Annotated in this window: 20 protein-coding genes; 2 read left to right on the top strand and 18 right to left on the bottom strand. The window is 74.9% G+C overall.

The annotated features are described in order from the left end of the window. Positions 1–20 precede the first annotated feature (20 nt). The 5 genes from thpD to ACFV9M_RS22360 form a co-directional block, all read right to left on the bottom strand. Entirely contained in the window at positions 21–947 is a 927-nt protein-coding gene (gene thpD, locus ACFV9M_RS22380; protein ID WP_385068355.1) for an ectoine hydroxylase, read from the bottom strand. A 6-nt stretch (positions 948–953) separates the two neighbouring features. Continuing rightward, positions 954–1,358, bottom strand: a complete 405-nt coding sequence (locus ACFV9M_RS22375; protein ID WP_385068357.1) for an ectoine synthase — start codon at positions 1,356–1,358, stop codon at positions 954–956. A 29-nt stretch (positions 1,359–1,387) separates the two neighbouring features. Then, positions 1,388–2,659, bottom strand: coding sequence for a diaminobutyrate--2-oxoglutarate transaminase (gene ectB, locus ACFV9M_RS22370; protein ID WP_385068359.1), 1,272 nt, complete (start codon positions 2,657–2,659; stop codon positions 1,388–1,390). A gap of 39 nt (positions 2,660–2,698) precedes the next feature. Next, complete coding sequence (gene ectA, locus ACFV9M_RS22365; protein ID WP_385068360.1) at positions 2,699–3,208, bottom strand: diaminobutyrate acetyltransferase; 510 nt, start codon at positions 3,206–3,208, stop codon at positions 2,699–2,701. Positions 3,209–3,620: 412 nt separating this feature from the next. Then, entirely contained in the window at positions 3,621–4,721 is a 1,101-nt protein-coding gene (locus ACFV9M_RS22360) for a pyridoxal-phosphate-dependent aminotransferase family protein (protein WP_385068437.1), read from the bottom strand. A gap of 171 nt (positions 4,722–4,892) precedes the next feature. Between ACFV9M_RS22360 and ACFV9M_RS22355 the strand changes: the two genes are divergently transcribed. Next, the gene (locus tag ACFV9M_RS22355; RefSeq protein ID WP_385068361.1) at positions 4,893–5,984 is read left to right on the top strand and encodes an amidohydrolase family protein; all 1,092 of its coding nucleotides are present in this window, start codon (positions 4,893–4,895) and stop codon (positions 5,982–5,984) included. A gap of 211 nt (positions 5,985–6,195) precedes the next feature. On the opposite strand, the gene cobC is transcribed toward ACFV9M_RS22355, so the two are convergent. Genes cobC through cobM form a run of 6 tightly spaced genes read right to left on the bottom strand, consistent with a single transcriptional unit; the run spans position 6,196 to position 12,579 of the window. Continuing rightward, on the bottom strand, positions 6,196–7,257 hold the full coding sequence (gene cobC, locus ACFV9M_RS22350; protein ID WP_385068363.1) for an Rv2231c family pyridoxal phosphate-dependent protein CobC: 1,062 nt from the start codon (positions 7,255–7,257) through the stop codon (positions 6,196–6,198). Beyond that, a complete protein-coding gene (locus tag ACFV9M_RS22345; protein ID WP_385068365.1) occupies positions 7,247–8,182 on the bottom strand; it encodes a sirohydrochlorin chelatase in 936 nt (311 codons plus the stop codon). Before ACFV9M_RS22345 ends, cobC begins: the two co-directional genes overlap by 11 nt. Beyond that, positions 8,179–8,793 carry a precorrin-8X methylmutase gene (locus ACFV9M_RS22340; protein ID WP_385068439.1) on the bottom strand — a complete coding sequence of 205 codons (615 nt, stop codon included), beginning with the start codon at positions 8,791–8,793 and terminating at the stop codon, positions 8,179–8,181. Before ACFV9M_RS22340 ends, ACFV9M_RS22345 begins: the two co-directional genes overlap by 4 nt. A 5-nt stretch (positions 8,794–8,798) precedes the next feature. Next, positions 8,799–10,502 (bottom strand): precorrin-3B C(17)-methyltransferase, encoded by a 1,704-nt coding sequence (gene cobJ, locus ACFV9M_RS22335; protein ID WP_385068367.1) that lies wholly within the window; start codon positions 10,500–10,502, stop codon positions 8,799–8,801. Next, positions 10,499–11,764 carry a precorrin-6y C5,15-methyltransferase (decarboxylating) subunit CbiE gene (gene cbiE, locus ACFV9M_RS22330; RefSeq protein ID WP_385068368.1) on the bottom strand — a complete coding sequence of 422 codons (1,266 nt, stop codon included), beginning with the start codon at positions 11,762–11,764 and terminating at the stop codon, positions 10,499–10,501. Before cbiE ends, cobJ begins: the two co-directional genes overlap by 4 nt. Next, positions 11,761–12,579 (bottom strand): precorrin-4 C(11)-methyltransferase, encoded by an 819-nt coding sequence (cobM, locus tag ACFV9M_RS22325; RefSeq protein ID WP_385068370.1) that lies wholly within the window; start codon positions 12,577–12,579, stop codon positions 11,761–11,763. The genes cbiE and cobM overlap by 4 nt, the downstream gene beginning before the upstream one ends. Positions 12,580–13,063: 484 nt before the next feature. On the opposite strand from cobM, the gene ACFV9M_RS22320 reads away from it, so the two are divergent. Further along, positions 13,064–13,804 carry a ZIP family metal transporter gene (locus ACFV9M_RS22320; RefSeq protein WP_385068372.1) on the top strand — a complete coding sequence of 247 codons (741 nt, stop codon included), beginning with the start codon at positions 13,064–13,066 and terminating at the stop codon, positions 13,802–13,804. An 11-nt stretch (positions 13,805–13,815) separates the two neighbouring features. On the opposite strand, the gene cobI is transcribed toward ACFV9M_RS22320, so the two are convergent. From cobI to ACFV9M_RS22285, 7 genes are read right to left on the bottom strand one after another with little or no spacing between them, the layout of a single operon-like run. Further along, complete coding sequence (gene cobI, locus ACFV9M_RS22315; protein WP_385068374.1) at positions 13,816–14,547, bottom strand: precorrin-2 C(20)-methyltransferase; 732 nt, start codon at positions 14,545–14,547, stop codon at positions 13,816–13,818. After that, positions 14,544–16,013 (bottom strand): cobyrinate a,c-diamide synthase, encoded by a 1,470-nt coding sequence (locus ACFV9M_RS22310; RefSeq protein ID WP_385068376.1) that lies wholly within the window; start codon positions 16,011–16,013, stop codon positions 14,544–14,546. The genes cobI and ACFV9M_RS22310 overlap by 4 nt, the downstream gene beginning before the upstream one ends. Continuing rightward, positions 16,007–16,606 (bottom strand): cob(I)yrinic acid a,c-diamide adenosyltransferase, encoded by a 600-nt coding sequence (cobO, locus tag ACFV9M_RS22305; RefSeq protein WP_385068378.1) that lies wholly within the window; start codon positions 16,604–16,606, stop codon positions 16,007–16,009. Before cobO ends, ACFV9M_RS22310 begins: the two co-directional genes overlap by 7 nt. After that, entirely contained in the window at positions 16,606–18,663 is a 2,058-nt protein-coding gene (locus tag ACFV9M_RS22300; protein ID WP_385068380.1) for a putative cobaltochelatase, read from the bottom strand. The genes cobO and ACFV9M_RS22300 overlap by 1 nt, the downstream gene beginning before the upstream one ends. Next, entirely contained in the window at positions 18,660–22,316 is a 3,657-nt protein-coding gene (cobN, locus tag ACFV9M_RS22295; protein ID WP_385068382.1) for a cobaltochelatase subunit CobN, read from the bottom strand. The genes ACFV9M_RS22300 and cobN overlap by 4 nt, the downstream gene beginning before the upstream one ends. Next, positions 22,313–23,821: a cobyric acid synthase gene (locus ACFV9M_RS22290; protein WP_385068384.1), complete on the bottom strand. Its 1,509-nt coding sequence runs from the start codon at positions 23,819–23,821 to the stop codon at positions 22,313–22,315. The genes cobN and ACFV9M_RS22290 overlap by 4 nt, the downstream gene beginning before the upstream one ends. Then, the gene (locus ACFV9M_RS22285) at positions 23,818–24,762 is read right to left on the bottom strand and encodes a cobalamin biosynthesis protein (protein ID WP_385068386.1); all 945 of its coding nucleotides are present in this window, start codon (positions 24,760–24,762) and stop codon (positions 23,818–23,820) included. The genes ACFV9M_RS22290 and ACFV9M_RS22285 overlap by 4 nt, the downstream gene beginning before the upstream one ends. Positions 24,763–24,808: the final 46 nt, after the last annotated feature.

The following is a 24,808-nucleotide window of genomic DNA, read 5'->3' as shown; positions in this document are numbered from 1 at the left end:
CAGGCGGCACCCGGCTCACCTCACCGGACCGGGGTGAAGTCCCGCGCTCCGATGAACTCGGGCCGCCGCACCGGCGCCGCGAACGGCTCCACCGCCGCGTTCTCGACGCTGTTGAACACGATGAAGACGTTGCTGCGCGGGAACGGCGTGATGTTGTCGCCGGACCCGTGCATGCAGTTGCAGTCGAACCAGGTCGCCGAACCGGCCCGGCCCGTGAACAGCTTGATGCCGTACTCGGAGGCCATCGTCGTCAGCGCCTCGTCGGAGGGCGTGCCCGCGTCCTGCATCTGGAGCGACTTCTTGTAGTTGTCCTTCGGCGTGGCGCCGGCGCAGCCGAGGAACGTCTTGTGCGAGCCCGGCATGATCATGAGCCCGCCGTTGGTGTCGTGGTTCTCGGTCAGCGCGATCGAGACGGACACCGTCCGCATCCGGGGCAGACCGTCCTCGGCGTGCCAGGTCTCGAAGTCGGAGTGCCAGTAGAAGCCGGAGGCGCCGAAGCCGGGCTTGACGTTGATCCGCGACTGGTGGACGTACACGTCGGAGCCGAGGATCTGCCGGGCCCGTCCGACGACCCGCTCGTCGCGCACGAGGCGGGCGAAGACCTCGCTGATGCGGTGCACCTCGAAGACGGAGCGGATCTCCTGGGACGCCGGCTCGACGATCGACCGCTCGTCGGCCCGGATCGCCGGGTCGGCCACCAGGCGGTCCAGTTCCCGCCGGTAGACGGCGACCTCGTCGTCCGTGAGGAGCTCGTCGACGGCGACGAAGCCGTCCCGCTCGAACGACTGGAGGTCGAGCGGCTCGAACGGGCCGGGCGCGTCGGGCGCGCCCCAGACGACCGGGTCCTGGCGGGGGACGGCCGTCTCGGCGGCGCCGCGGCTGGGGTAGAGGTCGGGGAAGCCGGTCGCGGCGGGGGCGGTGGCGGCGTGGGTCAGGTGAGTGGTCATGGGGTCTCACACCTCCTCGGGCTCGGTGAGCAGCGGGTAGACGCCGTTCTCGTCGTGGTCCTCCCGTCCGGTCACGGGCGGGTTGAACACGCAGATGCAGCGGAAGTCCTCCTTGACGCGCAGCGTGTGCCGCTCGTGCCCGTCGAGGAGGTACATGGTGCCGGGCGTGATGGTGTGGGCGCGCCCGGTCTCGTGGTCGGTCAGTTCGGCCTCGCCCTCGACGCAGACGACGGCCTCGATGTGGTTCGCGTACCACATCGACGTCTCGGTGCCCGCGTAGAGGACCGTCTCGTGGAGGGAGAAGCCGACCCGCTCCTTGGCCAGGACGATGCGTTTGCTCTCCCACGTCCCGGAGGCCGCCTTCACGTGCCGGTCGGTGCCTTCGATGTCCTTGAACGAGCGGACGATCACGGTGGTGTACTACCTCCTGGCTAGGGGATTCAGACGGTTTCCCGGACGGCGCGGGCGAGGACGCTCAGGCCCTCGTCCAGCTCCTCCGGGGTGATGGTGAGGGCGGGCAGCAGCTTGACGACCTCGCTCTCGGGTCCGGACGTCTCGATCAGCAGGCCGAGCTCGAAGGCGCGCCGCGCCACCCGCTCGGCGCGCGCCTTGTCGTGGAACTCCAGGCCCCAGACCAGGCCGCGGCCCCGGTACTCCTTGACGTCGGCGAGGTTCTCCTCGGTGAGGGAGATCAGCGCCCGCTCGACCTGCTCGCCGCGCGTACGGGTCTGCTTCTCCATGGCGGAGCCGTCGGACCAGTACGTCTCCAGGGCGGCGGTGGCGGTGACGAACGCGGGGTTGTTGCCGCGGAAGGTGCCGTTGTGCTCGCCCGGCTCCCACACGTCCAGCTCGGGCTTGAACAGGCACAGCGACATGGGCAGCCCGTAGCCGCTGATGGACTTGGACACGGTGACGATGTCCGGGACGACCCCGGCCTCCTCGAAGGAGAAGAAGGCCCCGGTGCGGCCGCAGCCCATCTGGATGTCGTCGACGATCAGCAGCATGTCCTGTCGCTCGCACAGCTCCGCCAGCGCCCGCAGCCACTCGGGACGGGCGACGTTGATGCCGCCCTCGCCCTGCACGGTCTCGACGATCACGGCGGCGGGCTTGTTCAGCCCGGACCCCTGGTCCTCCAGCAGCCGCTCGAACCAGAGGAAGTCGGGAACGGTGCCGTCGAAGTAGTTGTCGAACGGCATCGGCGTGCCGTGCACGAGCGGGACTCCCGCGCCCGCCCGCTTGAACGCGTTGCCGGTGACGGCGAGCGAACCCAGCGACATCCCGTGGAAGGCGTTGGTGAACGACACGATCGCCTCGCGCCCCTTCACCTTGCGCGCCAGCTTCAGCGCGGACTCCACGGCGTTGGTGCCGGTCGGACCCGGGAACATGACCTTGTACGGCAGGTCGCGCGGCCGCAGCACCAGGTCCTGGAAGGTCTGGAGGAAGGACCGCTTGGCGACGGTGGACATGTCGAGCCCGTGGGTGACGCCGTCGCGCAGCAGATAGTCGATCAACGCCCGTTTGAGGACCGGGTTGTTGTGGCCGTAGTTGAGGGATCCGGCACCGGCGAAGAAGTCGAGGTACTGGTGGCCGTCCTCGTCCTGCATACGGCTGCCCTGGGCGCGGTCGAAGACGACCGGCCAGCCGCGGCAGTAGCTGCGCACCTCGGACTCGAGGGTTTCGAAGACGCTGAGGTCGGGCTGGGTGATGGTCACGGCGGAACGCTCCTCGGTGTGACGGTGTGGGGGGTGGGGTCAGGCGGAGGTCAACGGGCCGATGCGGTAGAGGACTTCGGGGTCGTGCGGGCCGTCCGGGAACAGGTCGGCGCCGAACAGCGCCTCGCGGGTGACGTGCGCCCCGTGCCGGGCGGCGTAGGAGGTGAACAGCCGCTCGGAGGCGGTGTTGCCCGGGGTGATGGTGGTCTCGACCGTGGTGACGGGGTGCTCGGCGGTGATCCGTGCGGTCAGTCCGTCGAGCAGGGCGGCCGCGAGTCCGCGGCCGCGGTACACGGCGTCGACCGCCACTTGCCAGACCAGCAGGGTGTGCGGGGCCTCGGGCCGGACGTATCCGGTGACGAACCCGACGGGCTCCCCGTCCTCCGCCCGCGCCACCGCCGAGGTGGCGGCGAAGTCGCGGCACCACAGCAGATAGCTGTAGGAGGAGTTCAGGTCGAGCTTTCCGGATTCCTTGGCAATGCGCCAGAGCGCGGCCCCGTCGGCCACCGACGGGCGGTCGATCAGCAGGTCTGCTTGTGTGGCAGTCATGCGGATTGAACTTACCGAGGCGAATTAAAAAATGCATGGAGAGGGGGCGCTGGTTGTGTGATGCCCGTGTGATCACTGGTGACTATGTACGGATTTGCACCGCGCAAAATGGTACATAAAGGTAGCGCTGTGCGATACGTCACGCGCGCGTAATCCCACCGAAAAATTCCCGCGTTTAGCCCCTGGGATTCCGGGCAGAAGAACCCGGGAAAGCCATCGGCAAGTAATTTGGTTGGGGTGTATTGCAGAATTACCGAGAATTCGGGATCCGGTGAACCGTCCGAATGCGGGACCTTGTCCGGCCGTTTCCCGGTACGCGAACGGCGCCGGGTCTCCCCGGCGCCGTCGACGGAAAACGCGAGACGTCCTACTGCCTATGGCCTGCTGCCTACGGTCAGGACGCGGGAACGTCCTACCGCCAGGCCGCGTCCGCCGCCCGCAGCGCGCCCTGGAGGTCCACGTCCCGTCCCTCGTCGGCGAGGGCCCCGGCGAGGGCCGTCAGACTGCCGCGGACCGCGCCCGGCGTGGCGTCGGCGCCGTAGTGGTTGACGCGGATCATCTCCTCGGCCAGCGCGCCCCCGCCCGCCGCCAGCGCGAGCGCCGGGTCGCTCGCCAGGGCCCGGGCCACCAGCTTCGCGGCGGAGACGCCCGACGGGGAGCGCAGGGTCGTGGCGACCGGCGCCGCGTGCGCCGCCTCGTGCACGTACGGCTCCAGGCCGCCGCCCAGGGCCGCCGCGCCCGCGCGGGTCGCCGCGGCGGCGGACGCGTGCCGTGCCATCACCCGCTCCAGGCCCTCTGCCTCGATCCGCCGCACGCACGCCTCCAGCGCCAGCATCTCCAGCTGCGCCGGCGCGTGCAGCAGCGCCTTGCGGCCGCCGTCGACCCAGCGCTCCTTCCAGTCGAGGAGGGAGAGGTACGAGCGGCGCGGCGCCCGCGGGTTCGCGGCCATCCGCGCCCACGCCCGCTCGCTCACCGACACCGCCGAGACGCCCGCCGGCCCGCCCATCGCCTTCTGCGCGCCGATCACGCACAGGTCCACGCCCCACGCGTCCGGCAGCACCGGCTCCGCCCCCACGGAGGCGACCGCGTCCAGGTAGAACAGCGCGCCGTGCTCCTTCACCACCTCGCCGATCTCCGCGACCGGGTTGGTGTTGCCGGTGGCCGCCTCGGCGTGCACCAGGGACACGAAGTCGATCTCCGGGTGCTCGGCGAAGGCCCGGCGGATCTCCTCGGCGCCGACCGCCGTGTGGAACGGCACCGCCAGGTCGACCACCGTGGCGCCGCAGTCCCGCAGCCAGTCGCCGAAGGTCTGCCCGTACGGACCGGTGATGACGTTCAGAGCGGTCGTGCCGGGCCCGGCCGTCGCCCGGATCGCGCCCTCCAGCGGCAGCAGCGCCTCGCCCTGCATGATCACGACGTCCTGCTCGGTGCTCAGCAGGCGCGCCACGCGGTCCTCGATCGACGCGAAGCGGTCGGCGCTCAGCGGGGCCAGGTCCAGGAACGGGTGTGTCACGGCGGTGCTCTCTTCACTCACGGGGTGGACGTGACGAGAGTAACCGGCACGTCCCGGAGCGGATCGGCCCGCCCGCGAGGGCCGGAACCGGCCCGCCCGCCCCCCTTCCCCCGGGGACGTCCGGCCGGCGGGACGACAGCATCCGGCCGGTGCCTGACTAAGGTGCCGTACATGAGCGATGAGCCGGTGCTGCACGTGAAGGGCCGGGTTCTTACCGGACCCGACGACGTCCGCGACGAGCTGTGGATCGTCGGCGGACGGATCTCCTACGACCGCCCCGCCGGCGCCCGTGACGTCCGCACGGTGGCCGGCTGGGCGCTGCCCGGTCTGGTCGACGCCCACTGCCACGTCGGCCTCGGCGCGCACGGACCCGTCGACCGGGACGTGGCGGAACAGCAGGCGCTGACCGACCGGGACGCCGGGACGCTGCTCATCCGCGACGCGGGATCCCCCTCCGACACCCGCTGGACCGACGACCGCGAGGACCTCCCGAAGATCATCCGGGCGGGCCGGCACATCGCCCGCACCCGCCGCTACATCCGCGGCTACGCGTGGGAGGTCGAGCCGGAGGACCTGGTGGCGTACGTCGCCCGGGAAGCCCGGCGGGGCGACGGCTGGGTGAAACTCGTCGGCGACTGGATCGACCGCGAGGCGGGCGACCTGGCCGCCTGCTGGCCGCGCGGGGCCGTCGAGGCGGCGATCGCCGAGGCCCACCGGCTGGGCGCGCGCGTCACGGCCCACTGCTTCGCCGAGGACAGTCTGCGGGACCTGGTCGAGGCGGGCATCGACTGCGTCGAACACGCGACGGGCCTGACGGACGACCTCGTCCCGCTCTTCGCCTCGCACCGTGTGGCGATCGTCCCGACCCTGGTCAACATCGCCACCTTCCCCAAGCTCGCCGCCGGCGGCGAGACGAGGTACCCCCGCTGGTCGGCCCACATGCGCCGCCTCCACGAGCGCCGCTACGACACCGTCCGCAACGCCCACGACGCCGGCATCCCGGTCTTCGTCGGCACGGACGCGGGCGGCACGCTGCCCCACGGCCTGGTGGCGGAGGAGGTCGCGGAGCTGGTGGCGGCGGGCATCCCGCCGGTCGAGGCCCTCGCGGCGGCCACCTGGGCCGCCCGCGCCTGGCTCGGCCGCCCCGGCCTGGACGAGGGCGCGGCGGCGGACCTGGTCGTGTACGAACGGGACCCGCGCAGGGACGTACGCGTGCTGGGGGCCCCGCTGCGGGTGGTGCTGAACGGGCGGGTCGTGGGCTGAGGGGCGCATGGTGGGAGGCGCGCTCGCGCTGGTGCCGGCCGGCGGGGGAGCCGTGGTGCCGGCGCGGCGGAGGGGCTGAGGGAGCCCGGTCCACCCCCGGCGGGCGAGGACCCGGTCCACCCCCGGCGGGCGAGGACCCGGTCCACCCCCGGCGGGCGAGGAGAGGGCTCAGCCCCTCCCCGCCCTCAGCCCCTCCTCGCCCCTCCCCGCCTCACGGCGACGCCGCCGCCAACGCCCGTTCCAGCGCCCGCAGGAACCCGCGCACCGTCGCCCGGTCCCGCACCGCGAGCCGCAGCCACTCCTCCCCGAGCCCGGGGAAGGTGTCCCCGCGCCGCACGGCATAGCCCAGGCCGCGCAGACGCCGCCGTACCGCCGCCGCCCGCTCCAGCCGCACCAGCACGAACGGGCCCTCCGCCGGGCCCGCCACCCGCACCCCGGCCCCGGCGAACTCCTCCAGCCCGGCGACGAGGTGGGCCCGGTCCGCGGCGACGCGACGGGCCGCGTGGGCGGCCTCCGCCAGCGCCCGCGGCGACACGCAGGCCTCCGCCGCCGCCAGCGCCGGTGTCGACACCGGCCACAGCGGCTGCGCCCGCTCCAGTTCGGCGATCGTGTCCGGCGCGGCGAGGACGTAGCCGATGCGCAGCCCGGCCAGCCCCCATGTCTTCGTCAGACTGCGCAGCACCACCAGGCCGGGCACGTCCGTCCGCCCCGCCAGCGCCTCCCGCTCGCCGGGCACCGCGTCCATGAACGCCTCGTCGACCACCAGCGTCCGTCCCGGCCGGGCCAGCCCGGCGAGCACGGACGCGGGGTGCAGCACCGACGTCGGGTTCGTCGGGTTGCCGACGACCACCAGGTCGGCGTCCTCGGGGACGGCCGCGGCGTCCAGCCGGAAGCCGTCCTCCTCCCGCAGCAGCACCCGCTCCACCACGTGCCCGGCGTCCCGCAGCGCCGCCTCCGGCTCCGTGAACTGCGGATGCACCACCACCGCCCGACGGATCTTCAGAGCACGCGCCACCAGCACGAACGCCTCCGCGGCGCCCGCCGTCAGCAGCACCCGTCCGGCCGGCAGCCCGTGCCGCGCCGCCACCGCGGCCCGCGCCGCCCGCCCGTCCGGGTAGGCCGCGAGCCCGGCCAGGGACGCGGCGACGTGCTCCCGCAGCCAGGCCGGGGGCGTGTCCGCGCGGACGTTGACCGCGAGGTCGACCAGCGCGGAGCCGTCGTCGCGGACCTCCGCGTCACCGTGGTGGCGCAGGTCGTGCCCGTCAGTGTGCATGGGAGTGCGCGTGCCCTCCGTGCGGGTGGTGCCCGTGCCCGTGGTGGTGGCCGTCGTCGTCCGGGTGGAAGTGCGGCTGCTGCGGCATCCCCACCTTGTCCTCGAAGCCCGGCAGCGCGACGCGGTACACGCACGAGTCGCAGTTCATCCGCAGATCGCCCTCGACGGCCTCCGCGTACCGCTCCATCACCAGGTCCAGCAGCTCCGGCTCGGGCCCGATGACGTCCGCCGACCGCACCTCGACCTCCGGGTGCGCGGCCGCCCAGCCCTCGGTCTGCTGCCGCACCCGGTCCGGCAGGATCCCGGTGAACAGGAAATAGGGGAGCACGACGATCCGCCGCGCGCCCAGCCGCACGCACCGGTCCAGGCCGTTCGGCACGTCCGGCGCGGCCAGCGACACGAACGCGGTCTCCACGCCCGCGTACCCGCGCCCCTCCCACAGCAGCCGCGCCGCCTTGTGTACCTCGGCGTTGGCGTCCGGGTCGGTCGACCCGCGCCCCACCAGCAGCACGGTCACGTCCGCCCGGTCCCCGGGCGCGCGCCCGGACGTGCCGAGCGCCTCGTCCAGGCGCCGCTCCAGCACGTTCAGCAGCGCCGGGTGCGGGCCCAGCGGACGCCCGTAGGCGTACGAGATCCCCGGGTGGCGCTCCTTCTCACGGGCCAGCGCCGCCGGGATGTCGCCCTTGGCGTGCCCGGCGGACACCAGCATCAGCGGGACCGCGGCGAAACGCCGCACCCCCCGCTCCACGAGTTCGGCGACGGCCTCGCCCAGCGGCGGCGGGGACAGCTCGATGAAGCCGCCCGCGACGGGCAGCTCGGGGTGGCGGCGCCCCAGCTCCCGCACGAAGTCGCGGAACGCCTCGGCTCCGGCATCGTCCCGGGTGCCATGGCCGGCGATGAGCAGGGCGGGCGGCGGGGTGGTCACTGTTTCTCCTCGGAGTGGGAAGCGGCATCGGGAACGACACGGGAAGCGGGGTGGTACAGCAGGGCGTTCAGCGCGGCGGCGGCGACCGCCGACCCGCCCTTCTCGGACACGTTGCTCACGGCGGGCAGCCCGCTCTCGCGCAGCGCGGCCTTCGACTCGGCCGCCCCGACGAACCCGACGGGCAGACCGATGACGAGCGCGGGAGAGGCGTCGAGCGTCAGCAGCTCCTCCAGGGCGGTCGGCGCACAGCCGATCACCCAGAGCGCCCCCGGCCCGACCTGTTCGTACGCCAGCCGCACGGCGTGAGCCGAACGCGTCAGCCCGGGGCCGGACACGGCGTCCCTCAGCCGGCAGACGGTCTCCCGCCGGGTGATCCCGGCCGCGACCATCTCCACGTCCACGACCACCGGCGCCCCGGCGTGCAGCGCGGCGTGCGCCCCGGCCAGGTCCGCCTCGTCCATGACGAGGTCGTCCGCGTACTCCAGGTCGGCGGCGGAGTGGATGACCCGCTCCACCACGGCCCGGGTCAGCGGCGGGAAGTGCGAGGTGTCCAGGCGGGCGCGCAGCCGCCGGAACGACTCCTGCTCGATCGGGTGGACCACCCGGGTCACCTGGGTCACCGCGCCTCCTTCTGCGAGCTCTCCTGCCAGCGGTAGCCGCGCGGCGTCACCATGCGTCCCGCGACGGTCCGGGTCGCGGTGTTGCCCACCGTCACGACCGTCATCATGTCGACCGTCGCCGGGTCGAGGGCGGCGAGGGTCGTCACCCGGCTCGTCCCGTCCGGCCGGGAGGCGTTGCGCACGACCCCCACCGGCGTCGCCGGATCCCGGTGCCCGGCCAGGATCGCCAGCGCCTGCGGCAGCTGCCGGTCACGGCCCCGGCTGCGCGGGTTGTAGAACGTCACGACGAGATCCGCCTCGGCCGCCGCCCGCACCCGCCGCTCGATGACCTCCCACGGCGTGTGCAGGTCGGACAGGCTGATCGACACGTGGTCGTGGCCCAGCGGCGCGCCGAGCAGCGCCGCCGCGGCCAGCGCGGCGGTCACCCCCGGCACCCCGACCACGTCGATGTCGTCGGACGCCTCGGCGAGCGCCGGCGAGGCCATGGCGTACACGCCCGCGTCCCCGCTGCCGATCAGCGCGACGGCGTGCCCGAGGCGGGCCTGGGCGACGGCCGTGCGGGCCCGCTCCTCCTCCGCGCCGAGCCCGGACTCCAGGATCCGGGTGCCGGGCCGCAGCAGATCACGGATCTGGTCGACGTACTGGTCGAGCCCGACGAGCACCGAGGCCCGCCGCAGCTCCTCCCGCGCGCGCGGGGTGAGCAGGTCCCGGGCGCCCGGCCCGAGCCCGACCACCGCGAGCCGCCCGCGCCCAGGACGCCGTACGACGGCACAGGTCGCCATCGCGGGGCGGCCGTCGCCGCGCCGCGACTTCCGCTTCGGCACGAGGAGGGCGCCCCCGCGCGCCAGCGCCGCCGCCTCCGCGACGGACGGGGTGCCGACGGCGGCCAGGGGCGCGTCGGACGGGTTCGGCACGGCCACGCCGGCCAGCTCCTCGGCGGAGTACGTCACCACCGGCACCCCGAGCCGCTCGGCCGCCCCCAGGATGCCCGGCTCCTCGCGCTTGGCGTCCACGGTGGCCAGCTCGGCGACACTGCGCACGGACAGTCCCGCGTCCCGCAGAGCACCTTCGATCACGTCGAGCACTTCCCCGACCGGGGCGCCCTTGGACGCACCGACCCCCACCACCAGGGACGGCGGACGCAGCAGGACCTCGCCGGAGCCGGCCGCGACCGCCCGGTCCGTGACCCGCACGGTGTGCGCGCCCTCCGCGGCGAACGGCACCGGCGGCAGCGGCCACGCCACCTCCGCGTCCAGCACGACCGGCTCCCCGTCCAGCAGCGCCCGCGTCACCCCGGCGACATCGCCCTCCACGGGCAGCCCGAGGGTGTCCAGGCCGGGGATCCCGACGGCGTCCGTCGCCGTCGTCACCACGGGCCGGGCCCCGAGCAGTTCGCCCACCCGCAGGGCCAGCGCGTTGGCGCCGCCCGCGTGCCCGCCGACGACCGGGACCGCGAACCGCCCGGCCTCGTCGACGCAGACCACACCCGGGTCGGACGCCTTGTCACCGAGCAGCGGCGCGATCAGCCGGACGACGGCGCCCGTCGCCAGGAAACACACGAGCTGCTCGCACTCCGCGAACGCCCGCCGGACGGCGTCCCCGACGGGACCGTCGTACACGCGGGTGCGGTCCGGCCACGCCGCGGCCAGCCGGTCGCGCGCCGCCGCCCCCGCCGCGGTGGCGGAAATGAGGCCGATCACTGGGGAACTCCTTCTTCAGGTTCTTCAGGGACGGGGGCTCTGGTCCCCCACAGCAGGAAAACGGGATTGGTGGCCGCCAGCCGGGTCACGTCGCCCGGCAGCGGCGCGAGCCGCGAGGACTGCAGCAGCACGCCGTCGCAGACGAGACCGGCGTCCGTGAGGGCGGCCCGCGCCGCCGGCACCCGGTCCAGCGCGGCCATCGCGACGACCACGCTCCGCCGGGCCCGCCGCGCGCACACGCCGACGATCTCCGCCAGCTCACGCCCCCCGCCCCCGACGAACACGCTGTCGGGATCGTCCAGCCCGGCCAGCGCGTCCGGCGCGGTGCCGTGCACGACGTGCAGGTCGACCTCGTGCGCGGCGGCGTTGGCGCGGATCCGCGCGACCCCGTCCGCGGCCTTCTCCACGGCGCTCACGGCGGCGCCGAGCCGCGCGCACTCCACGGCCACCGACCCCGAACCGGATCCCACGTCCCACACCAGGTCACCGGGGCGCGGCCCGAGCCGGGCCAGCGCCAGCGCCCGCACCTCGAACTTGGTGATCATCGAGTCGCGGTGGGCGAAGCCGTCCTCGTCCAGCGCCCACCCGGCGGGGCGGCGGGCCGGTCCCGCCACGGTCCGCACCGGACCGAGCAGCCGCGCCTCGTCCAGACACAGCACGACACTCACCGCCGCACCCCAGTCGCGGGCCGCGGCCTGAGCCGGCGTGACGCGCTCCACGCGCTCGCCCGCCGGGTCGCCCAGCGCGGACGCGACGACCAGGACCCGCCCGGGGACGGTCCGGGCGAGCGCGGCGCCCAGTTCGGCCGGCCCCGCGCCGGGCCCGGTCAGCACCGCGACCTTCGGATACGCCCGGCACACGTGGACGGCCGTGCGCGGATCCCGCCCGTGCGCGCTGACGACCACGGCGTCGTCCCAGGTCAGCCCGAGCCGGGCGAAGGCTGCGGCGACGGAGGAGACACCGGGCCGCACATCGAGCCGGTCCGGCCCGAACCGCTCGGCGAGCGCCCGCACGATCCCGAAGAACCCCGGGTCGCCCGAGGCCAGCACGACCACCCGCCGCCGCGCCGCGACGTGCTCCTCCATCGCGTCGAGAGCGGGCGCCAGCGGCCCGAGCACGATCCGCCCGGCGCCCTCGGGCAGCCGTACGGCGTCCAGGTGCCGGCGCCCGCCGACGACGAGGGCGGCGCCCGTGAGGACGCCGTCGTCCGGCGGTGACCCGGTGCCGGTGCCGGTGCCGACGACGGTGATCGGACGGCTCACGTGCCGGCACCCCGCTCGCGCAGCGCCTTGCGGGCGGCCGGGTCGGCCCTGCGGTAGCCGTGGAAGTGGCCCGGGTGGTACAGGTGCGAGCGGGTGCCGTGCGCGTCGAGGGCCGGGCCGACCAGGAACAGCGTGTGCTTCCACAGCTTGTGCTCCTTGACGGTCTCCTCCAGCGTGCCGATCGTGCACCGCACGACCAGCTCCTCCGGCCACGTCGCCTGGTAGGCGACGACGACCGGCGTTTCGGTCGGATAGCCGCCCTCCAGCAGCTCCCGCACCAGCTGTCCGCTGCGGGCGGCCGACAGGAAGACCGCCATGGTGGTGCCGTGCCGGGCGAACTCCCGGACCTCCTCCCCGGGCGGCATCGGCGTCTTGCCGCCGCCGAGCCGGGTGAGGATCACCGACTGCGCGACCTCCGGGATCGTCAGCTCCCGCTGGGCGAGCGCGGCGACGGCGGAGAACGAGGAGACCCCGGGCACCACCTCGGTCCCGATGCCGATCTCCCGGCACCGGTCGAGCTGCTCCTGCGTGCCGCCCCACAGCGCGGGGTCACCGGAGTGGATCCGGGCGACGCGCAGCCCCGTGTCACGGGCCCGCTCGTACACGGCGACGACGTCCTCCAGGGACATGGCCGCCGAGTCGAGGATCTCGGCACCCTCCCGGGCGTGGTCGAGGACCTCCGCCTGCACCAGGCTCGCGGCCCAGATCACGACGTCGGCCTCGGCGATGGCGCGCGCGGCACGGAACGTCAGCAGGTCGGCGGCGCCGGGGCCGGCACCGACGAAGGTCACCTTGCCGGCGGGGGCGTCGGCCATGGGTTCGGGTCCTCTCATGACGGAAGGGGGACCGGCCCGGTGGACCGGGCCGGAGCGGAGCGGGGTTGTCGCATCAGAACGGGGCGGCGGGGCCGGGCGCGCACGGCAGCGGGGGGCGGGCGGGAGCCGCCGGCGCGGGGGCCGCGTACGCCCGGTCGTCCGCGTGTGGTCGTGCGGTGCGGGAGCGGGCGAGCGGGACGGGGGCGTTGTGCGCCCGGACGCTCGCGCGGGGTTGTGCGGTGCGGGAGACGGCAGTCCGGGCCGCAGTGCCGTACGTCCGGGCGTTCGCGCGCGGCCGTGCGGTGCCGGAGGAAGCCGGTGCGCCGCAGGCGCCGTGCGCGCGGGCACGGCCGGCCGTGACGGGGGCACCGGCGGTGACGGGGGCACCGGCCGAGGCGGGAGTCGCCGGCGCGGGCCGCCGGACGGCGCCCGCGAGCGGCGGCCGGACGTGCGCCGCCGGGGCGTGATCGGATACGAAGGGCGCATGGCGGTGTTCGTCGCGCTCGGCGCGTTCCTGATGACGTTGGCCGGCGGCTGGACGGCACAGCGGGTGACCGACCGCCGCCACCTGGTACTGGGCCTGGCCGGCGGCCTGATGCTGGGCGTGGTCGGCCTGGACCTGCTGCCCGAGGCCCTGGACGCGGCCGGCACCGAGGTCCTGGGCGTCCCGGCCGCGCTGCTGCTCTTCGTCGCGGGTTTCCTGTTGGCCCATCTGGTGGAACGTCTGCTGGCCCACCGGCAGGCGGCGCACGGCGCGGAGGAGCGCGCTCTTCCCCGCGACGGCCGCACCCCCGAGGTGGGCCTGACGGCCGCCGCGGCCATGGTCGGCCACAGCGCCATGGACGGTGTGGCGATCGGCGCCGCCTTCCAGGTGGGCGGCGGCATGGGCACGGCCGTCGCGCTCGCCGTCGTCGCCCACGACTTCGCGGACGGCTTCAACACGTACACGATCACCAGCGTGTACGGCAACGCCCGCCGCAGAGCCCTGGCCATGCTGTTCGCGGACGCGGTGGCCCCGGTGCTGGGCGCCGCCTCGACCGTGTTCGTCACCATCCCCGAGCCGCTGCTCGGCGCCTACCTCGGGTTCTTCGGCGGCGCGCTGCTGTACCTCGCGGCCGCCGAGATCCTCCCCGAGGCCCACCACGCGCACCCCGCACGCTCGACCCTGCTGTGCACGGTCGCCGGCGTGGCGTTCATCTGGCTGGTGGTGGGCCTGGCGGGCTGACCCGGACGGACTCACAGCTTGCCGCCCCGCCCGCCGTCGCGCCGGGCGGGCGCGATGAGCGTGGACAGGTAGGGGAGGGGCTCCGCACCGAGGTCGGCGGCGGGCCGGACGGACTCCTCGGGCAGCCCCAGCGAGGCCCCCCACACGGCGTCCTCGAGCCGCCCGGTCTCCCGCAGCGCCTCGGCGACCTCGGCGGCCTGCCGCCCGAACTTGTAGGCGACGACGGTGCCCGGCCCGGCCAGCGCGTCCTTCAGCACGGCCGACCCCGCGGTCACCGGCACCAGCGTCAGCGGCTCGGTGCCCTCCGTGAGCACGGCCCCCGACCGCGCCGCCAGATCCTGCATGGCGGTGATCCCGGGAACGGTCTCCACGACCACGCCCGGCACCGCCCCGGCGACGGTCTGGGCGAGATACGTGAACGTCGAGTACACGTTGGGGTCCCCGATGGTCGCGAACGCCACACTGCCGTGCCGGCGCAGCAGCGCGGCCACCCGCTCCCCGGCGGCGTCCCAGGCGGCCTCCCGGCGCGCCCGGTCGCTGCGCTCGTTGAGCGCGAACACCACCCGGACGACCTTCTCCTCGGGCACGTAGTGCAGCACGGTCGCCTCGGCCCGGCCGCGCTCCCCGGTGTCCATGACCGGCACGACCACGACCTCGGCCGCGCGCAGCGCGTTGACGCCCTTGACGGTCACCAGCTCCGGATCGCCCGGACCGACCCCCACTCCGATCAGCTTGCTGCTCATGACGTCCGGCACCTCTCCACGAACCGACGGGCCGCACCGGGCTCGGCCGCCCAGTGCGTGTGCAGATAACTCGCGTGCACACCCCGCTGTACAAAACCTTCGACCCGCCGCCGCGGGACGCGCAGCCCCCAGGCGGGATCCGCCCCCGAGCCCGGCTCGACGGCCGTCCGGTGGAACTCGTGCCCCCGCATCCGCGTCCCCGCCGCGGCCAGCACGCTGTCGCTCACCGCCACCGCGTCCCGGTACCCGAGCGTGAGCCGCTCCGACATCCGGGCGGTGGCGTCCAGCACCCCGCACATCGGCCGGCCGTCCAGCTCCTGGCACAGGTAGAGCAGCCCCGCGCACTCGGCGGCCACCGGGGCGCCGCTCAGCGCGAGGTCGGCGACCGCCTTCCGCAGCGGCTCGTTGGCGGACAGCTCGGAGGCGTACACCTCGGGGAACCCGCCGCCGACGACGAGCCCCCCGGTCCCCTCGGGCAGTTCCTCGTCCCGCAACGGGTCGAAGACGACGACCTCGGCCCCGGCGGCCGCGAGCAGCTCGGTGTGCTCGGCGTAGGAGAAGGTGAACGCGGGGCCGCCGGCGACGGCGACCCTCACCTCGCCGCCGGGGACGGCCGCCCCCAGCCCGTCCGGCGCCTGAGGACGAGGCCCGTCCTGGGCCGACGGCGGGGGTGCGGGGGCGGTCGCCCCCGGGGACGGAGAGGCAAGGGGCGGAGCGGGCGAACCGGCCACGGCCCCGGCCGCGTCCCAGGCCGCACACGACAACGCGCCGGCCCCCCGGGCCAGCGCCACCAGCCCCTCCAGATCGCAGCCCGCACTCACCTGCGCGGCCATCGCGGCCACCGCCTCGACCGCCGCGGCCCGCCGCTCGGCGACCGGCACCAGCCCGAGATGCCGCGACGGCGTGTCCACCTGCGGCACCCGCCGCAGGGCACCGAGCACCGGCACCCCGGCCGACTCCAGCGCCTCCCGCAGCAGCTCCTCGTGCCGGTCCGACCCCACCTTGTTCAGGATCACGCCGCCGATCCGCACCTCCGGGTCCCACGTCACGAACCCGTGCACCAGCGCGGCGACGGACCGGGACTGCGACGACGCGTCGACGACCAGCACCACCGGCGCCCGCAGCAGCTTCGCCACCTGGGCGGTGGACGCCAGTTCGCCCTCGCCCGCGGCCCCGTCGTAGAGCCCCATGACCCCTTCGACGACGGCGATGTCGCACCCGCGGGCCCCGTGCAGGAACAGCGGGGCGACCAGCTCCGGACCGCACAGGTAGGCGTCCAGGTTGCGCCCCGTGCGCCCGGTCGCGAGCGCGTGGTACCCGGGGTCGATGTAGTCCGGCCCGACCTTGTGCCCGGACACGGCGAGCCCCCGCGCGGCGAGCGCGGCCATCAGCCCCGTGGCCACGGTGGTCTTGCCGCTGCCCGAGGAGGGCGCGGCGACGACCAGCCGGGGCACCGACCTCACCACTCGATGCCCCTCTGGCCCTTCTGCCCGGCGTCCATCGGGTGCTTGACCTTGGACATGTCGGTGACGAGGTCGGCGAAGTCCACCAGTGCGGCGGGCGCGTTCCGCCCGGTGATCACGACGTGCTGGGTGCCCGGCCGCGCCCGCAGCACCTCCACGACCTCGTCGGTGTCGACCCAGCCCCAGTGCATCGGGTACGCGAACTCGTCGAGCACGTACAGCCGGTACGTCTCGGCGGCCAGGTCGCGCTTGACCTGCTCCCAGCCCTCGCGGGCCTTCTCCTCGTTGTCCATCTGCGCGTCGCGCTGGACCCAGGACCAGCCCTCGCCCATCTTGTGCCAGTCGACGCTGCCGCCCTCGCCGGAGGCGCCGAGGACCCGCAGGGCGTTCTCCTCGCCGACCTTCCACTTCGCCGACTTGACGAACTGGAACACCCCGATGGGCCAGCCCTGGTTCCAGGCGCGCAGCGCCAGCCCGAAGGCGGCGGTGGACTTGCCCTTGCCGATGCCCGTGTGCACCACGACCAGCGGCCGGTTGCGCCGCTGACGGGTCGTCAGACCGTCGTCCGGAATCACACTCGGCTGTCCCTGCGGCACTACGCGGCCCTCCTCGACGTCGCCTGCACATCCCTGACCAGCCCGGCGATGGAGTCCGCCCGCAGCTCGTCCAGCGTCACCGCCGTACCGCCCAGCTCGCCCGCGAGCCGCCCGGCGAGCCCCAGCCGCACCGGCCCCGACTCGCAGTCCACGACCACCGAGGCGACCGACTCCGCCGCGAACAGCCGCGCCGCACGCGAGGCCAGCGCCACCGGCTCGGGGCCACCGGTGGCCCGCCCGTCGGTCACCACCACGACCAGCGCCCGGCGCGCCGGGTCCCGCAGCCGCTCCACCCGCAGCACCTCGTGCGCCTTGAGCAGCCCCGCCGCGAGCGGCGTCCGCCCGCCCGTCGGCAGCGACTCCAGCCGGACCGCCGCCGCGTCCACCGACGAGGTCGGCGGCAGCGCGACATCGGCCGCCGACCCGCGGAAGGTCACCAGCCCCACCTTGTCCCGCCGCTGGTAGGCGTCGAGCAGCAGCGACAGCACGGCGCCCTTCACGGCGCCCATCCGCTGCCGCGCCGCCATCGACCCGGAGGCGTCCACGACGAACAGCACCAGGTTGCCCTCGCGCCCCTCCCGCGTCGCCTGCCGCAGATCGTCCCGGCGGATCACCAGCCCCGGCCCCGACCGGCCGCGCGCCCGCTGGTGCGGGGCGGCGGCCAGCACGGTCGCCGCCAGGTGCAGCTTGGTCAGCGCACCCCGGGGCCGCCTGGCCCCGGTGGTCCGCCCGTGCTCGGTCCGCGCCCGGGAGCGCCGCCCGGCGGCCCCCTCGCCGAGACCCGGCACGCTCAGCACCTTCGTGCGGAACGGCTCAGCGGCCCGCGCGGGCCGCTGCTCACCCGCCCCGGCCCCGGCCGGCCGGTGCTCCCCGCCCTCCCCGGCCTCCGGCCGCGCGGCGGTGTCGCCCCCCTCGGAGCCCTCCGAGGGCCCGTCCGAGGGCCCCTCCGAGGGACCCTCGGACGGCGGGCGCCCGCCACCGCCGCCGGGCCCGTCCGGATCGGGCCCGTCGGGGTCGGGGTCGTCGTCGCCCTCGCTGTCGTCCTGCCCGCCGAACCGCTCCAGCGTCTCGTCCAGCTTGTCCTCGTCCAGCCCCGGCGCGTCGAACGGGTTGCGCCGCCGCCGGTGCGGCAGCGCCAGCAGCGCGGCCTGCCGCACGTCCTCCGCCAGCACCTCGGTCCGCCCGGCCCAGGCCGCCAGCGCCGTCGCCGTGCGCGCCATCACGATGTCGGCGCGCATGCCGTCCACCTCGAAGGCCGCGCAGGTCGCCGCGATCTGCCGCAGCGCCCCGTCACCGAGCCGCACCGACGGCAGCAGGTCCCGCGCCGCCGCGATCCGCGCCCGTACGGCGGCCTCCTCGTCCGCCCAGCGCACCGCGAAACCGGCCGGGTCGTCGTCGTAGGCCAGCCGCCGCCGGACGACCTCCACCCGCTGCTCGGGCTCCCGCGAGGCCGCGACCTCGACGGTCAGCCCGAACCGGTCGAGCAGCTGCGGCCGCAGCTCGCCCTCCTCGGGGTTCATCGTGCCGACGAGCAGGAAGCGGGCGGCGTGCCGCACGGAGACGCCCTCGCGCTCCACGTACGAGGCGCCCATCGCCGCCGCGTCCAGCAGCAGGTCGACCAGGTGGTCGTGGAGGAGGTTGACCTCGTCGACGTAGAGGATCCCGCGGTGCGCGTCGGCGAGCAGGCCCGGCTCGAACGCCTTGACGCCCTCGGCGAGGGCCCGTTCGATGTCCAGCGCGCCCACGAGCCGGTCCTCGGAGGCGCCGACGGGCAGCTCGACCATCCGCGCCGGCCGGGACTCGAAGGCCCCCGGCTCGTGCGGGCCGTCCGGGCAGCCGGGGTCGGGGGAGTCGGGGTCGCAGGAGAAACGGCATCCGGAGACGACGTCCACCCGCGGCATGAGCGCCGACAGGGCGCGCACGGCGGTGGACTTGGCGGTGCCCTTCTCCCCGCGCACCAGCACCCCGCCGACCGCCGGTGACACGGCGTTCAGCAGCAGCGCGAGCCGCAGGTCGTCCTGGCCGACGACGGCCGTGAACGGGAACGGGGTACTCACTGGTCGTCGCCCTCCAAGTCGCCTTCCAGCTCCAGATAGGTGGCGCGCAGCCGCTCGATCGTGTCGGCGTCCGGCTCCGCCCAGAGCCCGCGGTCCGCCGCCTCCAGCAGCCGCTCGGTGATCCCGCGCAGCGCCCACGGGTTGGACTTCCTCATGAAGTCCCGGTTCTCCGCGTCGAAGACGTACTCGGCGCTGAGCTTCTCGTACATCCAGTCGTCCACGACCCCGGCCGTGGCGTCGTAGCCGAACAGGTAGTCCACGGTCGCCGCCATCTCGAAGGCGCCCTTGTAGCCGTGCCGGCGCATCGCCGCCATCCAGCGCGGGTTGACCACGCGGGCGCGGAAGACGCGGTGGGTCTCCTCGCCCAGCGTGCGGGTCCTGACCTGGTCGGGGACGGCGGAGTCGCCGACGTACGCCTCGGGGGAGGCGCCCGTCAGGTGCCGGACCATGGCGACCATGCCGCCGTGGTACTGGAAGTAGTCGTCGGCGTCGACCAGGTCGTGCTCGCGGGTGTCGACGTTCTTCGCGGCCACCGCGATCCGCCGGAACGCCGTCTCCATGTCCCCGCGCGCGGCCCGCCCGTCGAGTCCGCGCCCGTAGGCGTAGCCGCCCCACACCGCGTACACCTCGGCGAGGTCGGCGTCCGAGCGCCAGTTCCGGGCGTCGATCAGCGGCAGCAGACCGGCGCCGTACGCGCCCGGCTTGGAGCCGAAGATCCGGGCGGTCGCCCGCCGCCGGTCGCCGTGCGCGGCCGCGTCCTCCTCGACGTGCGCCCGCACGTAGTTGGACTCGGCGGGCTCGTCCAGCCCGGCCACCGCCCGGACCGCGTCGTCGATCAGCCCGACGACGTGCGGGAAGGCGTCCCGGAAGAAACCGGAGATGCGGACCGTGACGTCGATGCGGGGACGGCCGAGCTCCGCGAGCGGCACGACCTCGAAGCCGGTCACCCGGCGCGAGGCGTCGTCCCACACCGGACGGCAGCCCAGCAGCGCCAGGATCTCGGCGATGTCGTCGCCCTGCGTGCGCATCGCCGACGTGCCCCAGACCGTCAGGCCGACGGACTTCGGATACGCGCCGGTGTCCTGGAGGTAGCGCTGGACGAGGGAGTCGGCGAGCGACTGCCCGACCTCCCAGCTGAGCCGCGAGGGAATGGCCTTGGGGTCGACGGAGTAGAAGTTCCGGCCGGTCGGCAGGACGTTGACCAGCCCGCGCGTCGGCGAGCCGGACGGGCCCGCCGGGACGTAACCGCCGTTCAGGGCGCGCAGGATGTGCCCGATCTCGTCGGTGGTGCGCGCCAGCCGCGGCACGACCTCGGCGCAGGCGAACTCCAGCACGGCGACGGCGTCCGGGAGTTCGGCGCCGATCACCTCACGGACCAGGCCCGGGACGGCCGCCGTGTCCCATCCGCCGGACTCCATGCCCTCCGCGAACCGCCGGCACAGCTGCTCCAGCAGGTCGATGGCGTCGGCGCCCGTGCGCGCCGGCCCCGCCACCAGGTCGGTCAGCTCGACGGGCACCTTCACCGGCGCCCCCGGCTCGGCGAGCAGCTCCTTCTCCACCAGCCCGAAGTGCGCGGCCAGCGCGGCCCGCAGGCCCGGCAGCGCGTTCGCCCGCCCGCCCCACACCTGCGCGGCCCGCAGCACCGCGAGCACGAGGTTCACGCGCGGCTCACCGACCGGGCCGCCGCCCAGCACGTGCAGCCCGTCCCGGATCTGCACGTCCTTGATCTCGCACAGGTAGCCGTCGATGTGCATGACGAACTCGTCGAAGTCGTCGTCGTCCGGCTGGTCGTCCACGTGCAGGTCGTGGTGGAGCTCGGCCGCCTTGACCAGCGTCCAGATCTGGGCGCGCACGGCCGGCGCCTTGACCGGGTCCAGGTCGGAGACGAGCGCGTACTCGTCGAGGAGCTGCTCCAGTTTCGCCAGGTCGCCGTAGGTGTCGGCGCGCGCCATCGGCGGCACCAGGTGGTCGACGACGGTGGCGTGTCCGCGCCGCTTGGCCTGGGTGCCCTCGCCGGGGTCGTTGACGATGAAGGGGTAGACCAGCGGGAGTTCACCGAGGACGGCGTCCGGAGCACAGCCGCCGCTGAGCCCGAGCCCCTTGCCCGGCAGCCACTCCAGCGTGCCGTGCTTGCCCATGTGCACGATCGCATCGGCGCCGAAACTGTTCTCCAGCCAGCGGTAGGCGGCCAGGTAGTGGTGGGACGGCGGCATGTCGGGGTCGTGGTAGATCGCGATCGGGTTCTCGCCGAAGCCGCGCGGCGGCTGGATCATCACCACGACGTTCCCGAACCGCAGGGAGGCCAGCACGATGTCGTCCCCGTCGACGTACAGCGAGCCCGGCGGCTCCCCCCACGCCTCCAGCATCGCCTCCCGCAGCTCCGGGTCGAGCCGGTCGAACCAGGCCCGGTAGTCGGCCAGCGGCACCCGGGCCGGCGCGGCGGCGAGCTGGTCCTCCGTCAGCCACTCCACGTCGTGCCCGCCGGCCTCGATGAGCCGGTGGATCAGCTCGTCGCCGCCGGACGGGTACTCGGTGAGCGCGTAGCCCGCCTCGCGCAGCGCGTCCAGGACCCGCACCGCCGACGCGGGCGTGTCGAGGCCGACCGCGTTGCCGACGCGGGAGTGCTTGGTCGGGTAGGCGGTGAAGACGAGCGCGATCCTCTTCTCGGCGTTCGGCTTGTGCCGCAGCCGGGCGTGCCGGACGGCGATCCCGGCGACCCGGGCCGACCGCTCGGGGTCGGCGACGTACACCGGCACGTCGTCGGGCCCCTGCTCCTTGAAGGAGAACGGCACGGTGATCAGCCGCCCGTCGAACTCGGGGATGGCGACCTGCATCGCCGCGTCCATGGGGGACAGGGCGGCGTCGGAGGCGTCCCAGGCGGCCCGGGAGGAGGTCAGGCAGAGCCCCTGGAGGACGGGCACGTCGAGGTCGGCCAGGGCGCCGATGTCCCAGGCCTCCTCGTCGCCGCCCGCCGACGCCTGTGAGGCGTGCGCGCCGCCGGCGGCGAGGACGGTGGCGACGAGCGCGTCGGCCCGGCCGAGGATCTCGTACAGCCCGGGGTCCGCGCCGCGCAGCGAACCGCAGTACACGGGCAGCGCGTTGGCGCCCCGCGCCTCGATCGCCTCGCACAGGGTGTCCACGAAGGCGGTGTTGCCGCTCAGCTCGTGGGCCCGGTAGAAGAGCACGCCGACGGTCGGCCGGCCCGCGACGAGGTCCCGCTCCCCGCGCACCCCGTACTCGGGCATCTTCCGCGGTTCGTCGAACCCCTCGCCGGTCAGCAGCACGGTGTCCGACAGGAACCGCGCCAGCTCGGTCAGGTTGTCCGGCCCGCCCTCCACGAGGTACCTCAGGGACTCCGCGACGACACCGGCGGGCACCGACGACTCGGCCATCAGCTCGGCGTCGGGCACGGCCTCCCCGCCGAGCAGCACGGTCGGGATCCCGGACGCCTTCAGCGCGGCCAGCCCGTCCTCCCAGGCCCGCTTGCCGCCCAGCAGCCGTACGACGGCGATGCCGGCGCCCTCGACCAGCGCGGGGAGGTCCCGCTCGACGTCCACCCGGGTCGGGTTGCCGATCCGGTAGGAGGCGCCGGAGGCGGACCGGGCCGCCAGCAGATCGGTGTCGGCGGTCGACAACAACAACACTGTGCTCATGCGGGCGCTCCCGGTGGAATGAAAGGCAGTCCTTGCGGCGCGCCCGACTCGATGAGCCGCCGGAGCGCGTCGGTGTCCGCGTGCTGTTCGATCAGGTCGCCGAGCCGGTCGAGCTGCTCCTCGCGCAGCGCGGCGAACGAGGTGTCGGCGGCGGGCACGAAGCGGCGGCCCGCGGCGGCCGCCACCTCGCGCAGGAAGGCCCGCCGGAATCCGTCCGACTCCAGGGAACCGTGCCAGTGCGTGCCCCAGGTCTGCCCGACCCGGCAGCCGTCGAGGAAGGGCTCCCCGCCCATGACCTCGGCGACCCCGTGGTGGATCTCGTAGCCCTCGACCGGCTCCCCGAGGGCCTCCCCGACGGGCCGGGTGAGGGTCTTCTCCCGGGCGAAGCGCACCCGCACGGGCAGGACGCCGAGCCCGTCCACCCGCCCCCTGCGGCTCTCGACGTCGTCGTCGATGCGCTCGCCGAGGAGCTGGAAGCCGCCGCAGATGCCGAGGACGGGCCGCTGTTCGGCGGCGCGGCGGACGAGGGCGTCGGCCAGCCCCCGCTCCCGCAGCCACTCCAGCGCCCGCACGGTCCCCCGGGTGCCGGGGACGACCACGAGGTCGGCGTCCGCCAGTTCCTCGGGCCGGTCCACGAACCGCACCACGACGCCCGGTTCGGCGGCCAGCGCGTCGACGTCGGTGAAGTTGGACATGAGCGGGACCGCGCAGACGGCGACCCGCAGCACGTCCTCGCCCACGGGAGGGGTGACGGCCGACTCCCGGACCGTGCCGCGCAGCGACACGCGCAGTCCGTCCTCCTCGTCGATGCCGAGCCCGTGGCGGAACGGCAGCACCCCGTACGTCCGCCGCCCGGTGAGCCCGTGCAGCATGTCCAGGCCCGGCTCCAGCAGCGAGACGTCGCCGCGGAACTTGTTGACGAGGAACCCGGCGACGAGCGCCTGGTCCTCGGGGGAGAGCAGGGCGACGGTCCCGAAGAACGAGGCGAAGACGCCGCCCCGGTCGATGTCGCCGACGACGAGCACGGGCAGCCCGGCGCCCCGCGCGATCCCCATGTTCACGATGTCCGTCCGCCGCAGGTTGATCTCGGCGGGAGAACCGGCCCCCTCACAGATCACCGCGTCATACGTGCCCCGCAACGTGTCGAGGCACTCCAGCACGGTGCCCAGCAGCTTCCGCTGCCGCCCCCCGTGGTACCCGCGGGCGCTCATCTCGCCGACCGGCCTGCCGAGCAGCACGACCTGGCTGCTCTGCTCGCCACCGGGCTTGAGCAGCACGGGGTTCATCAGCGCGGTCGGCTCCACCCGGCACGCCTGGGCCTGCATGGCCTGCGCGCGCCCGATCTCGGCGCCCTCCCGCGTCACGAACGAGTTCAGCGACATGTTCTGCGCCTTGAAGGGCGCGACCTTCACCCCCTGCCGCACCAGCCACCGGCAGATCCCGGCGGTGACGACGCTCTTGCCGGCGTCGGAGGTGGTGCCGGCGACGAGGAGACCCCCGCTCATGACGTACGCCCCTTCGCGAGGAGGCGCGCGGCGACGGTGACGCCGAGCGCGAGGAGGCCGACGCGGCGGGAGAGCCGCGCGGCGCGTTCGATGTCCCGCGCGGCCACGGGCCGTCCGGCCGCCCCGTTGAGCACGGGCCGGTGCTCGACCCGGCCGCCGTAGGACAGGGTTCCGCCCAGCCGCACCCCGAGGGCGCCGGCGAAGGAGGCCTCCACCGGACCGGCGTTCGGGCTGGGATGCTTGCGCGCGTCGGCCCGCCAGGCCCGTACGGCCCCCCGGGGGTCGTCCCCGGCGACGGCGGCGAGGACGGCCGTCAGCCGTGCCCCCGGCCAGCCGGCGAGGTCGTCCAGGCGCGCCGAGGCCCAGCCGTAGCGGCGGTGGCGCGGCGACCTGTGACCGACCATGGCGTCGAGGGTGTTGACGGCCCGGAAGCCGAGCAGCCCCGGCACACCGCCCACGGCGCCCCACACCAGTGCCCCGACCACCGCGTCGGAGGTGTTCTCGGCGACGGACTCGACGACGGCGCGGGCGATCCCGTCCGCGTCCAGGGCCTGCGGATCCCGCCCGCACAGATGCGGCAGCCGGGCCCGCGCGCCCTCGACGTCCCCCGCCTCCAGACACCGCCCGATGGTCCGGGCCTCGCGCACCAGGGAGGTCCCGCCGACGACGGCCCAGGTGGCGGTGGCGGTCAGGGCGACGGAGGCGGCGGCCGACGGCCGGACGGCGCGTGCGGCGCCGGCTCCCAGGGCCACGGCCCCGCCGACGCACACGGCGGTGTGCAGCGCGCCCCACCCGCGGTGGTCGTGCCACAGCATCCGCTCCACACCGGCCGCGGCCCGCCCGAACACGGCGACCGGATGTCCCCGGCGCGGATCGCCGAGGAGCAGGTCCCCCAGGAGGCCGGCGGCGGCGCCGTACGCGTGAACGCGATCGGCACCCATCGGCTCAGCCGGCCGCGGGGTCGGGCAACGACCGGGTACGTGACCT

Source organism: Streptomyces sp. NPDC059895, assembly GCF_042731035.1.
Taxonomy (GTDB): domain Bacteria; phylum Actinomycetota; class Actinomycetes; order Streptomycetales; family Streptomycetaceae; genus Streptomyces.
Note: the sequence above shows the minus strand (reverse complement) of the source record. Positions and strands in the feature narration are given on the sequence as shown.

What these genes read in the sequence shown, in the direction of transcription:
- thpD (WP_385068355.1), bottom strand. Translation starts at nt 947, where the DNA reads ATGACCACTCACCTGACCCACGCCGCCACCGCCCCCGCCGCGACCGGC.
- ectA (WP_385068360.1), bottom strand. Translation starts at nt 3,208, where the DNA reads ATGACTGCCACACAAGCAGACCTGCTGATCGACCGCCCGTCGGTGGCC.
- ACFV9M_RS22355 (WP_385068361.1), top strand. Translation starts at nt 4,893, where the DNA reads ATGAGCGATGAGCCGGTGCTGCACGTGAAGGGCCGGGTTCTTACCGGA.
- cobC (WP_385068363.1), bottom strand. Translation starts at nt 7,257, where the DNA reads ATGCACACTGACGGGCACGACCTGCGCCACCACGGTGACGCGGAGGTC.
- cobM (WP_385068370.1), bottom strand. Translation starts at nt 12,579, where the DNA reads ATGGCCGACGCCCCCGCCGGCAAGGTGACCTTCGTCGGTGCCGGCCCC.
- ACFV9M_RS22320 (WP_385068372.1), top strand. Translation starts at nt 13,064, where the DNA reads ATGGCGGTGTTCGTCGCGCTCGGCGCGTTCCTGATGACGTTGGCCGGC.
- cobI (WP_385068374.1), bottom strand. Translation starts at nt 14,547, where the DNA reads ATGAGCAGCAAGCTGATCGGAGTGGGGGTCGGTCCGGGCGATCCGGAG.
- cobN (WP_385068382.1), bottom strand. Translation starts at nt 22,316, where the DNA reads ATGAGCACAGTGTTGTTGTTGTCGACCGCCGACACCGATCTGCTGGCG.
- ACFV9M_RS22290 (WP_385068384.1), bottom strand. Translation starts at nt 23,821, where the DNA reads ATGAGCGGGGGTCTCCTCGTCGCCGGCACCACCTCCGACGCCGGCAAG.
- ACFV9M_RS22285 (WP_385068386.1), bottom strand. Translation starts at nt 24,762, where the DNA reads ATGGGTGCCGATCGCGTTCACGCGTACGGCGCCGCCGCCGGCCTCCTG.